Origin of the sequence: Streptomyces pathocidini (assembly GCF_001418495.1) — a bacterium.
Classification (GTDB): domain Bacteria; phylum Actinomycetota; class Actinomycetes; order Streptomycetales; family Streptomycetaceae; genus Streptomyces; species Streptomyces pathocidini.
The window spans coordinates 1-12,030 of the sequence record NZ_LIQY01000277.1; the positions used below are offsets into that span (position 1 = coordinate 1).

Consider the following 12,030-nt stretch of genomic DNA (forward strand, 5'->3'; position numbering starts at 1 on the left):
CTCTGGGTGGGCCTGGGTCGCGACGAGGTACGGGTGGGTGTCGCGCGGGTACTCCACGTACTCCACCAGCTTGTTGTCCGGGGAGGTGCCGGAGAAGGTCAGCCCGGTCTTCTCCAGCTCGGCCCGGTAGGAGTTGTTGACCTCGTACCGGTGGCGGTGGCGCTCCTCGACGTAGGGCTGGTCCGCGTAGGTCTCGCGGACGATGGAGCCCTCGGCGAGCTTGGCCGGGTACATGCCGAGCCGCATGGTGCCGCCCATGTCACCCTCGCCGGCGACGATGTCGAGCTGCTCGGCCATGGTGGAGATCACCGGGTGGGTGGTGGCCGGGTCGAACTCGGTGGAGTTGGCGTCCGCGATGCCGCCCAGGTTGCGGGCGGCCTCGATGACCACGCACTGCAGGCCCAGGCACAGGCCCAGCAGCGGGATCTTGTTCTCGCGGGCGTAAGTGATCGCGCCGACCTTGCCGTTGACGCCGCGCTCGCCGAAGCCGCCGGGGATGCAGACCGCGTCGACGTCGCCGAGCTGCTTCTCGGCGCCCTCGGGGGTCCGGCAGTCGTCGGAGATGACCCACTTGATCTTCACGCGCGCGTTGTTGGCGAAGCCGCCCGCGCGCAGCGCCTCGGTGACCGAGAGGTAGGCGTCGGGCAGGTCGATGTACTTGCCGACCAGGGCGACGGTGACCTCGTGCTCGGGCTGGTGGACGCGGCGCAGCAGGTCGTCCCACTGAGTCCAGTCCACGTCGCGGAAGGGCAGGTCGAGGCGGCGCACCGCGTACGCGTCCAGGCCCTCGCCGTGCAGCACCTTGGGGATGTCGTAGATCGACTTGGCGTCGATGGCGGCGACCACGGCGGCCTCGTCCACGTCGCACATCAGCGAGATCTTGCGCTTGATGGACTGGGGCACCTCGCGGTCGGCGCGGAGCACGATCGCATCTGGCTGAATACCGATGTTTCGAAGCGCCGCGACCGAGTGCTGGGTGGGCTTGGTCTTCAGCTCGCCGGAGGGGCCGATGTAGGGCAGCAGGGAGACGTGCACGAAGAAGACGTTGTCCCGGCCCACCTCGTGCCGGACCTGGCGCACGGCCTCCAGGAAGGGCAGCGACTCGATGTCGCCGACGGTGCCGCCGACCTCGGTGATGACCACGTCGACGTCCTCGGTGGCCATCCGCCGGATGCGGTGCTTGATCTCGTTGGTGATGTGCGGGATGACCTGCACGGTGTCGCCCAGGTACTCGCCGCGGCGCTCCTTGGCGATGACGGTGGAGTAGACCTGGCCGGTGGTGACGTTGGCCGAGCCGTCGAGGTCGACGTCGAGGAACCGCTCGTAGTGGCCGATGTCGAGGTCGGTCTCGGCGCCGTCGTTGGTGACGAAGACCTCACCGTGCTGGAACGGGTTCATCGTGCCGGGGTCGACGTTCAGGTACGGGTCGAGCTTCTGCATCGTGACCCGCAGGCCCCGGGCCTTGAGCAGCGCTCCCAGGCTGGAGGCGGTGAGCCCCTTGCCGAGCGAGGAGGCCACACCCCCGGTGACGAAGAGGTGCTTGGTCGTCATGGATTTGGGCGGCAGTGCCAAGAGGGGGCTCCCGTGGTCGCGAGGTGAAGTGCGGTCCGGCCTTACCCTGGGTCGGAGATGGTTCCGAAGGGGGTTCCGTCGCTGCGGTTCGGGGGTTCCTTCACCTGAGGTGGGGGCCCACCGGTCCACGGGCTACCAGGGTAACAGCGGGTGGAAGAGGCTGCTTCAGGCCACACCCCGGAACGGACCATTCCGGCGGGTCGCCCATACGTGCCGGTACCTTGCTTGGACCGTCGCGCGGATCACTACGCAGCGTCGTATCCTGCTCGGACACATCCGCGAGCCGGCCGGCATGGCACCACCCCGCCCTCCCCCCGGAACTCGAGCTCGTCAAAGTTCCCTTGACCGCAAGACGCCCCGATGGGGCGACCAGGCCGTTCGACTGGAGATACACGTGGCCGGGCGTATCGAGGATTACGCACTCATCGGAGATATGCAGACCGCCGCCCTCGTCTGCCGGGACGGTACGGCCGACTGGTTGTGCCTTCCCCGCTTCGACTCGCACGCCGTCTTCGCCGGGCTCCTCGGCACCGACGAGCACGGGTTCTGGCGGCTGGGCCCGGCGTACCGCGAGGGCACCGAGCCGCCGGCGGCCGACCGGCGCCGCTACCGGGGCGACTCCCTCGTCCTAGAGTCGGAGTGGGACACCCCGCGCGGCACGGTGCGGGTGATCGACTTCATGCCGCCGCGCGACGGCGCCCCGCAGCTGATCCGGATCGTGGAAGGCGTCAGCGGCCGGGTGCCGATGCGCTCGGCGCTGCGGATGCGCTTCTCCTACGGCTGGGTCGTGCCGTGGGTACACAAGACCGACGGGCGGACCGTGGCGGTCGCGGGGCCCGACTCGGTCTGGTTCGACTCCCCGGTCGACACGCACGGCGAGCAGCTCACCACGTACGCCGACTTCACCATCTCGCCCGGCGAGCGGATGGCCTTCACCATCAGCTGGCAGGCCTCGCACCGGGCCGCGCCGCCGCTGCCCGAGCCCGAGGCTTCGCTGTCGGCGACCGAGGAGTTCTGGCGCGACTGGGTCGCCCAGTGCACGTACCACGGGCCCTACCGGGACGCGGTCGTCCGCTCGCTGATCACGCTGAAGGCGCTCACGTACGGGCCGACCGGCGGCATCGTCGCGGCCCCGACGACCTCCCTGCCCGAGGACATCGGCGGCTCCCGGAACTGGGACTACCGCTTCACCTGGCTGCGGGACGCGGCAATCACCCTGTCCTCGCTGCTGCGCACCGGCTACCGCGACGAGGCGCGCGCCTGGCGCGAGTGGCTGCTGCGCGCGGTCGCGGGCGACCCGGAGAACCTGCAGATCATGTACGGGATCGCGGGCGAACGGGAGTTGGGCGAGACCGAGCTGCCGTGGCTGCCGGGCTACGAGGGCTCCCAGCCGGTCCGGATCGGCAACGGCGCGGCCGGGCAGCTCCAGCTGGATGTGTACGGCGAGGTCACCGAGGCGCTGCATCTGGCCCACATGACCGGCCTGGCGCGCAACGACTACGCCTCCGTGCTCCAGCTGAAGCTGATCAGCTATCTGGAGGACCACTGGGACGAGCCGGACGAGGGCATCTGGGAAGTCCGCGGCCCGCGCCGCCACTTCGTGCACTCCAAGGTCATGGCGTGGGTCGCGGTGGACCGCACGGTCAAGCTGATCGAGTCCGGCGACGCGGACGGCCCGCTGGAGCGGTGGCGCGAGCTGCGCGACGAGATCCACCGGGCGGTGTGCGAGAAGGGGTACGACAAGGAGCGCAACACCTTCACGCAGTACTACGGCTCCAAGGAGCTGGACGCCTCGCTGCTGCTGATCCCCCAGATGGGCTTCCTGCCGCCGGACGACAAGCGCGTCATCGGCACGATCGAGGCGATCCAGCGCGAGCTGTCCACCGAGGACGGCTTCGTGCTGCGCTACCCGACCGCCGGCGAGGAGGCGGGCGTCGACGGGCTCGAGGGCGACGAAGGCGCCTTCCTGGCCTGCTCGTTCTGGCTCGCGGACGACCTCGCGATGATCGGCCGCGTGGACGAGGCGCGCACACTCTTCGAGAAGCTGCTCTCGCTCCGCAACGACCTGGGGCTGCTCGCCGAGGAGTGGGACCCGCGCCTGCAGCGGCAAGTGGGCAACTTCCCGCAGGCTTTCAGCCACGTGCCGTTGATCGACACCGCCCTGCGGCTGACGGCCTCGGGGGCGTACGGAGGCTAACTCCTCTCCCCCTCCCTTTTCGGACGCTTTTCCGATGCTTTGGACGGCGCCCCACGTCTCTTCTACGACGGCGTGGGGCGCCGTCGTACGCGGGTGGCCTGATAGCGCTCTGCCCCGGCGGAGCGGGCGGCCGTCGGGAGTAGCGTCAAGGCTTCCCGACAGAAAAGGAGTTGGCCGTGCCCGACCCCCGCCCCACTCTGGAAGCCGTCGCCGCACATGCCGGCGTCTCCCGGGCCACCGTCTCACGCGTGGTCAACGGCGGCGCGGGCGTCCGCGCTTCGGTACGGGAGAGGGTCCAGGAGGCGGTGGCCGACCTCGGCTACGTGCCCAACCGCGCCGCCCGCTCCCTGGTGACCCGCCGTACGGGAGCGGTCGCCGTGGTGATCGCCGAACCAGAGCGGCGGGTGTTCTCCGACCCCTTCTTCGCCCAGCAGTTACGCGGTATCAGCCGTGAACTGGCGGTGTACGACACCCAGTTGCTGCTGATGCTCGTGGAGCACCCCAACGACTACCCGCGGATCGGCCGCTATCTGTCGGGCGGGCACGTGGACGGCGCCCTGATGTTCTCGCTGCACCGCGACGACCCGCTGCCGGCCATGGCCGCCGAGGCGGGCCTGCCCGCCGTCTACGGCGGCCGTCCCGGCTGGGCGGACGCCGAACGCGAACTGCTGTACGTGGACACCGACAACCGCGGCGGGGCCCGGCTGGCGGTGGAGCACCTGCTGGAGCGCGGGCGGCGGCGGATCGCGACCATCACCGGGCCGCTGGACCAGACCTCGGCGGTGGACCGGCTGGACGGCTACCGGGACGCGCTGGAGGCGGCGGACCCCGCGCTGGGCGCCGACCCGGCACTGGTCGCCCACGGCGACTTCACCGCCGAGGGCGGCGAGCGCGCCATGGCCCAGTTACTGGAGCGCTCCCCCGGCCTGGACGCGGTCTTCGCCGCCTCCGACCTGATGGCCACGGGCACGCTGTGCGCCCTGCGGGCCGCCGGGCGCCGGGTTCCGGAGGACGTGGCGCTGGTCGGCTACGACGACATGCCGCCGGCGCTGTGGGCGGATCCGCCGCTCACCACGGTCCGCCAGGACGTCCAGGCCATGGGCCGGATCATGGCCGCACTGCTGCTGCAGTGCCTGGGCGTGTACCACGAGGAGGGGGCGCGCCGCAGGACAGGGCCGGTCGACGGCCGCGCCCCCACCACCCCGGTCATCACGCCGGCCCGGCTGGTCGTACGGGCCTCGACCTGACGGTTCGCGGCGCTGCCGGTAACGTCCGCGGCATGGCATCGCAGGTCAGGGGCACCGACAGGACGGGCACGGACGGCACGGGAGCGGACGGCACCGCGGCGGACGCGCCGTCGGGGATCACCGTACGGCGCGCACTGGAACTGCCCGCGCTCCGGCGCGGGCTGCCCGAGGTCGTCGCCTCGGCGGACCAGTTGGACCGGCCGGTGCGCTGGGTGCACGCGGGCGAAGTGCCGGACATCGCCTCCCTGCTCAAGGGCGGCGAACTCCTCCTCACCACCGGCCTGGCCCTGGGCACCCGCCCCGCGGAACAGCGCGGCTTCGTACGGGAACTGGCCGACCGGGGCATTGCCGCCCTGGTCGTGGAGCTGGGCGCCCGCTTCGCCGAGTTGCCGCCCGCGCTGCTGGAGGCCGCGCGCTCCCGCGGCCTGCCGCTCGTACAGCTGCACCGCCAAGTGCCGTTCGTGAGCGTCACCGAGGAGATCCACACCGAGATCGTCAACGGCCACTACTCGATGCTGCGCAGTGCCGAAGAGGTCCACCGGCGCTGCACGGAGCTGCTGCTGCGCGGCGGCTCGGCCCCCGACGTACTGCGGCTGCTGGCCGGCTTCACGGGCAATCCGGTCTTTCTGGAGACCCCCGACGGCCAACTGCTGTACGCGGCGGGTCGGGAGGGGGACGAGGCGGCCGATCCGGTACCGGTGTGGGACGGGCTGCGCGGCACCCGGCAGCGGTCGGCGCGCACCGCCTCGGAGCGTCCGGCGGGCGCCGTGCTGGTGGACGTCCCGGGCGGCGGGCCCGGCCCCGGCGCCGTACGGGCCCGGCTGGTGATCCTCCCGGTGGACGGCCCGCTCGCGCCGGTGCACCGGATCGCGGCCGAGCGAACGGCCGCACTGCTGGCGGTCGTTCTGATGCAGGCGCGGCAGGAGGAGGAGCTGGCGGCCCGCGGCCGCGGCGACTTCCTCACCGACCTGGCCGAGGGCCGTACGGCAGCGGAGGACGCCCCGGCCCACGCGCGCGTGCTCGGCTTCCGGCCACCCGACGGGGCGCTGCTGCTGCCGGTGGTCATGCGGCTGCCCGCCGAGGTGATCCCGCCGGGTGACTGGGCGGTCCTGGTGCGGGCGGTCCAGGAGGAGCTGACGACGGTCGGGCTGCCCGCGCTGCTGGGCGTACGGCCGGTGGAGGGCCGGGTTCCGCTGCTGCTCGGGCTGCGCGCGGAGTCCGAGCGCCCGGCGGCGGCCGACCGGGTGGCTGCCGCCCTGCGGGCGGGCGTCGAGCGCGCCGGGCTCGACCGCACCGGGGTCGCCGCTGCGGCGGTGGTCGTCGGCGCGGCAGGCGACTGGGCGGGCGTCGGCCCGGGGCTGCGGCACGCGGCGGAGGCGGCGGCCGCGGCGCAGGGGCTGCCGCCGCGGCACTGGTACGACGCGCGCCACCTGGACATCGACCTGCTGCTGTGGCGGCTGCGCGAACACCCCGACCTGGCGGCCTTCGTGGAGCGCGCGCTGGGCCCCCTGCTCGGCCACGACCGCACCGCCCGCCCGGCGCTGCTGCCGACGCTGGAGGCGTATCTCGCCCACGCGGGCCGCAAGGCGGAGACGGCCCGCGACCTCCACCTCAACCGCCAGACCCTGTACGACCGGCTGTCCCGCATCTCCCGCCTCCTGGCCACGGACCTGGACGACCCGCAGGCGGTCCTGACGCTCAACCTGGCGCTGCAGGCCCGCAGGCACACCGGCTGACGCCGGGCGCCGAGGCCGAAACGCGCTCGCCTCACGCCTTCCGGTCGCGCAGCGCCGCCCGCGCCGGAAGGCTGACCGCGAGCAGGCCGAGCGCCACCGCGGCCGCGGCGAAGGACCCGTACACCAGCGGGGGCACGTACGGCGCCTGCCCGGTCAGTCCGCGCGTCATCGGTATCAGCGTGGCAGCGGCGATCGCCGAGCCCAGCACCACACCGGCGGCCGACACGAGCAGGCCCTCCCAGCGGATCATCCGCATGACCTGGCGGCGGGTGGAGCCGATCAGCCGCAGCGTGCCGAGCTCGCGGCGCCGGTCGAGGACGGTCATCACCAGCGTGTTGACGGCCGCTGTCGCGGCGAAGCCGCCGAGGACGGCCGCCATCACGTAGTTGGCCCAGGCGTTGAGCTCGCGGTCGACGTTCCGCGCGGCGGCGTAGCCGGAGCGGTCGGTCACCTCGCCGAGCGGGCGCAGCGCCCGCGCGTCTCCCCCGCGCACCAGCAGCGTGCTGTCGAAGGCGGAGGTGACGTGCGGGGCCAGGGACGCGCGGTCCATGGTCACCTGCGCCAGGCCGAGCCCGCGGCCGTAGACGGCGACGACCTCGGGGCGGGTCCTGGTGCCGTCCGGGAGATGGAGCTCGAGCCGGTCCCCGGTCTTCACCCCGGCCGAACGGGCGAGGGTCCCGTCGATCGCGACCCGGTCCTTCCCGACGCGGTCCAGACTGCCCTCCCGCACGTCGAGATCCTGCACCTTCGCCAGTTCGGCGCCCGATCCGGAGATGCCCTGGGCCGCCGCGCCCTGCAGCCACCTGTCACCGCCGGAGCCCGCGGGCACCAGCACCTGCGTACTCAGCAGGCCGACCGCCGCGTCCACACCGGGCGTACGGGCCGCGCGGCCGGCGGCGTCGGCGGGCAGCCCGCCGGGATGCGTGACGACATGGTCCGCTGTGAGCCCCTCACGCAGCTGCTCCGCGGCGGCGTGGCTCTCGCTGGTGTGCATGAAGACCAGCGTCGAGGCGAAGGCCATGGCGAGCACGATCGGGGTGATCGCGGAGGCCAGTCTCCGGGCGTTGGTACGGGAGTTGGCGGCGGCGAGCGAGGCCGCGGCGCTGCCGCCGCGCAGCGGCAGCCCGAACAGCGCCGCGCACAGCCGGGCCACGAGCGGGCCGAGCAGGGCGACGGCAAGCATGAAGAGCATGACGATGCCGAGCGACGCCTCGGCCGCCTCGTCCCCCGCCGAGGAGGCGGCGAGGGAGGCGAAGAACCCGCCGCCGACGAGGGCGCCGATCCCGAGGACGGTGCGGACGACGCCCGGCCGCAGCCGCTCCACGGAGGCCTCGGTGAGCGCCTGCCCCGGCCTGGTCTTCGCGGGCCGGCGACCCGCCAGCCAGCCCGCGGCGAGCGCGGTGAGAAGACCGGCGCCGACGGCGACGGCGAGCGGAACCCAGGAAACATGCAGCTCCACGGCTTCGGGGACGGCCCCTCGGCCCTTGAGCTCCCCGAACCACCAGTGCGCGAGCGCGATGCCGGGCAGGCAGCCGAGCACTCCGGCGAGCGGCGCCACGAGCAGCGCCTCGGCGGCGACGGCGCGGCGGATCTGGCGCGGGGTGGCGCCGATGGCGCGCAGCAGCGCGAACTCGCGGGCGCGCTGGGCGACGGAGAGGGCGACCGTACCGGCGGCGGTGAAGACGGCGACCATGCCGGCGATGCCGCCGAACGAGCCGCCGATGCCGGTGAGCGCCTCCTGCGCGAACCCGAGCCGCGGCTCCTCGACAGCGCCCCGGCCGTCCCCGGTGCGCACCTGCGCGCCACTGCCGGCGAGGACCTTCTCGACCCCGGCCGCGATCGCACGCGGGTCGGCTCCCGGCGCGGCGAGTACGGCGATGGCGTCGGCCTTGCCGGGGTGTCCGGCCAGCGCGGGAGCCTGCGCGTCGGCGAACCAGGCGGTGGCCGCGGAGCCGCCGGTCACGCCCGCGACGCGGAACTCCTGCTCGCCACCGGCGAGCGTGAGTGTGATCCGGTCCCCTGGGGCGACACCCGCGGCGCGGGCGGCCGCCCGGTCGAGCACGACCTCGCCCGCGCCCGGGGCGCTGCCCGCGGCGAGCCGGTCCCCGCTGAGGACGGCGGATCCCCAGCCATGCGCGGTGAGTTGGCGGTCCCCGTCCCGTACCGGGAAGGCCAGGTCCGCGACGACCCGCTCGACGCCGGGAACCTGGGCCGCCTCGGCGGCGTACTTCGCGTCCAGCCGCGCCGTGTCGGGCAGCAGCGCCGAGTTGTCGACGCGGTTCTCGCCGCTGCCGGTGACGTAGTGCGCGTACGGGTCGGCCGCCGCGACGACCTGGGCCTTCGCGTACCGCTCCGGCGGGACCGAGGCGCGTACGCCGGTCTCCAGGAGGATGCCGCAGGCCGAGACGATCAGCGCCGCCATGGCCAGGGCGACGAAGGTGCCCGCGAAGGAGGCGGGCTTGAAGCGGACGGCCGCGCGGGCGAGGCCGTTGGGGGCGAGGCTCCTCACGCGGCGGCCCCCGCAAGGGTGCCGCCGGTGCGGGCGGTGAGGTCGGCCATGCGGGCCGCGATCTGCTCCGCCGAGCCTCCTTCGAGGCGGTCGGCGAAGGCGCCGTCCGCCAGGAAGAGGACGCGGTCGGCCCAGGCAGCCGCCGCCGGGTCGTGGGTGACCATCACGACGGTGGCGCCGTGGGGGCACCCCCTGCTCGGGAGAGTGTCGACGGCGTGCCGGAGCAGCCCGAGCACCTCGGCGGCGGTGCCGGTGTCGAGAGCGCCGGTGGGCTCGTCCGCGAAGATCACATCCGGGGTGGTGACCAGCGCGCGGGCGATGGCGACACGCTGCTGCTGGCCGCCGGAGAGCTCGCCGGGGCGGCGCCGCGCCTTGTCGGCGAGCCCGACCTGGGCGAGCACCTCGGCGGCGCGGCGCCGGTCCTGGCGCTGTCCGGCCAGGCGCATCGGCAGGAGCACGTTCTGCTCGACAGTGAGCGAGGGCAGCAGGTTGAAGGCCTGGAAGACGAAGCCGAGGCGGCTGCGGCGCAGTTCGGTGAGCCGGTTCTCGCTCAGCCCGGTGATCTCCGTCCCGCCCAGGCGCACCGAGCCCGCGGAGGGCCGGTCGAGCCCGGCCGCACACTGCAGGAAGGTGGACTTGCCGGAGCCCGAGGGGCCCATGACGGCGGTGAACGTGCCACGAGGCAGGGCGAGGTCGACGCCTCCCAGGGCGTGCACGGCTGCGGAGCCGCGGCCGTACTGCCGCCGGACGCCGCGGAGTTCGACGGCGAACTCCGACGTGCCGTCCTCCTCTACCCCGACCGCCTTGTTCCTGCTCCGCAGCCCCATGTCCGACCCTTCCGTGATCCGAGCGGGGCCACGCGCCCCGACCCTCTCGAAGCTACGGATCGCGGAGGCTTGCGGACATGACGGCTACCGGCGAATCCAGGGTGGGGAAAACCCCCAGGCCGAAAGGCCCGCTCATCCCCCGGCGAACTCGTCGTACACGCTCAGGACCTGCGCCACCGTGTCGTCCTCGGTCGGCCACGTGCCCGCCTGGACCGGGCCTGCGGCGGCGAGCGCCCGGCGGCGGCCGGGGTCGGCGAGGAGCCGCCGCACCGCCTCCGCCAGCGCCCCGGCGTCCCCGTACGGCACGAGCTCCGCGGCGTCCCCCACCAGCTCCGGCACGCCGCCGACCGCGGTGGCGACCAGCGGCACCCCGGCCCGCAGCGCCTCCTGCGCGAACAGCGCCCGGGCCTCCCACCGGCTGGGCAGCACCGCGACATCGGCCGCGCCGAGCAGCGCGAGCACGTCCTCGCGCCGCCCGAGCAGCCGCACCGGCAGGTCCTCGGTCTCGACGCGGCGCTGGAGCGCGGCCCGCTCGGCCCCCTCGCCCGCGACGGCCAGCAGCGGCCGCGGGTCGAGGCCGCGCCACACCCGCGCCGCGTCCAGCAGCAGCGCGTGCCCCCGCCGCGGTTCGAGGCGGCCCACGGAGAGCAGCAACGGCCTTCCCAGAGCGCCGAGTTCGGCCCGGATCTTGTGGCCGCAACCGTCGTCGTGCCCGCACTCCTCGTCGCTGACGAGGGCCGACGCCCGGGGCCCGGGCACCGCGATCGGCGCGAGCCGGGCGTCGCGCGCCCCCCGCCGCCGCGCCCGCTCCACCAGCTCCGAGGACGCGCCCAGGACCACGGCCGCGGCCCGCACGGCCCGCCGCTCCATCAGCCGTACGAGATGGACGCGCGCGCCCTCGGCGTACGGGCGCGTATGCCAGGTCACGACGAGCGGCTCGCGCCGGCAGCCCAGCGCCAGCGCGGCGCGTACGGCGGCGGGCACACCGTGCGCGTGCACCAGGTCCGCACCCGCGCACACCACCCGCAGCGCCGCGACGGCCGCGGGCTCCGGGCGCGCCGGCGCGGGGGCGAAGGACGCGCCCGCGCCCGTGAAGTCATAGGCGCGCTCGGCGGCGTACGGGGCGCAGACGGTCACCCGCACGCCCCGCGCGACGAGCCCCGCGGTCAGCGACCGCACGTGCGCCCCGCTGCCGGAACTCCCCCGCCCCAGCACCTGTACGGCGTGCAACGACGACTGCCCGGGCGGGGGGACCGGTGTGCTGCTCACGCGGGTGGAGCTCCTGAATCGGCGTCGGACGCGAGGAAGAGGCGCGATGGCGCGCTGTTCGCGCTCCCAGGATGCCAGCCCAAGGGGGCCGCGGTGCACGACTGTTCCAGCTTTCCCGCGAGTTGGCCCCCCTCACCGGCCACCGCGGTCACCCGACCGGGGGACTACCGCGTCAGCGCTCGACCGCCTCATCCCGATCGCCGCGCCCGCCCGTGAGGCGTACGGGGGTGGCGCCGCGGGAGTAGACGGAGCACGGTTCGGGGCGGCGTCCCAGCGCGTCCCAGGCGCGCAGCGCCGGGAGTTCGCGCCACACCGCGCCGCTGCCGACCCGGTCGCCGACGGCCGCGGCGGCGCACACGGCCGCGGCGTGCAGGACGAGACCCGTACGGCCGTTGCCCGCCACGATGGCCAGGCCGAGCCCGGCGCCGAGGGCGTGCGCGCCCGCGTCGCCGAGCATGGTGCGCTCGCCGAGGTCGTCGGCGAGCACGGCGGCGGCCGCGCCGACGGGCCCCGCGGAGAGCACCCCCGCGGTGTCACCGCGCAGCAGCCCGGGGACCCCGGCGGCGATCACGGCCTTGGCGGCCCGCCCGGGCCGCACATCGAGAAGATTGACGAGATGCGCACTCCCGGCGATGACGACCCCGGCGAGAAGCCGGTCGACCGCCCGCTCCTT

Annotated in this window: 7 protein-coding genes and 1 pseudogene; 3 read left to right on the forward strand and 5 right to left on the reverse strand. The window is 74.4% G+C overall.

Annotation, left to right across the window (positions count from 1 at the left end; all coding sequences use genetic code 11):
- Positions 1 to 1,551: CTP synthase (locus tag AOK16_RS14770; RefSeq protein WP_055472721.1), on the reverse strand; the 1,551-nt coding region annotated here is incomplete at its 3' end.
- 415 nt (positions 1,552 to 1,966) lie between these two features.
- Between AOK16_RS14770 and AOK16_RS14775 the strand changes: the two genes are divergently transcribed.
- The 3 genes from AOK16_RS14775 to AOK16_RS14785 all read left to right on the forward strand — a co-directional run bounded on the left by AOK16_RS14775 (position 1,967) and on the right by AOK16_RS14785 (position 6,752).
- The gene (locus tag AOK16_RS14775; RefSeq protein ID WP_055472722.1) at positions 1,967 to 3,769 is read left to right on the forward strand and encodes a glycoside hydrolase family 15 protein; all 1,803 of its coding nucleotides are present in this window, start codon (positions 1,967 to 1,969) and stop codon (positions 3,767 to 3,769) included.
- A gap of 176 nt (positions 3,770 to 3,945) precedes the next feature.
- A complete protein-coding gene (locus AOK16_RS14780; RefSeq protein ID WP_055472723.1) occupies positions 3,946 to 5,016 on the forward strand; it encodes a LacI family DNA-binding transcriptional regulator in 1,071 nt (356 codons plus the stop codon).
- A 32-nt stretch (positions 5,017 to 5,048) separates the two neighbouring features.
- Positions 5,049 to 6,752, forward strand: coding sequence for a PucR family transcriptional regulator (locus AOK16_RS14785; RefSeq protein ID WP_079101385.1), 1,704 nt, complete (start codon positions 5,049 to 5,051; stop codon positions 6,750 to 6,752).
- Positions 6,753 to 6,783: 31 nt separating this feature from the next.
- Here the strand turns inward: AOK16_RS14785 and AOK16_RS14790 are convergent, their stop codons facing one another.
- The 4 genes and pseudogenes from AOK16_RS14790 to AOK16_RS14805 form a co-directional block, all read right to left on the reverse strand.
- Complete coding sequence (locus tag AOK16_RS14790; protein WP_055472724.1) at positions 6,784 to 9,261, reverse strand: FtsX-like permease family protein; 2,478 nt, start codon at positions 9,259 to 9,261, stop codon at positions 6,784 to 6,786.
- The gene (locus AOK16_RS14795; protein ID WP_055472725.1) at positions 9,258 to 10,088 is read right to left on the reverse strand and encodes an ABC transporter ATP-binding protein; all 831 of its coding nucleotides are present in this window, start codon (positions 10,086 to 10,088) and stop codon (positions 9,258 to 9,260) included. The genes AOK16_RS14790 and AOK16_RS14795 overlap by 4 nt, the downstream gene beginning before the upstream one ends.
- A gap of 132 nt (positions 10,089 to 10,220) precedes the next feature.
- Entirely contained in the window at positions 10,221 to 11,357 is a 1,137-nt protein-coding gene (locus tag AOK16_RS14800) for a glycosyltransferase family 4 protein (RefSeq protein ID WP_055472726.1), read from the reverse strand.
- A 172-nt stretch (positions 11,358 to 11,529) separates the two neighbouring features.
- Positions 11,530 to 12,030: pseudogene (locus AOK16_RS14805) on the reverse strand (hypothetical protein); the annotation flags it as partial.

What these genes read in the sequence shown, in the direction of transcription:
- AOK16_RS14785 (WP_079101385.1), top strand. Translation starts at nt 5,049, where the DNA reads ATGGCATCGCAGGTCAGGGGCACCGACAGGACGGGCACGGACGGCACG.
- AOK16_RS14795 (WP_055472725.1), bottom strand. Translation starts at nt 10,088, where the DNA reads ATGGGGCTGCGGAGCAGGAACAAGGCGGTCGGGGTAGAGGAGGACGGC.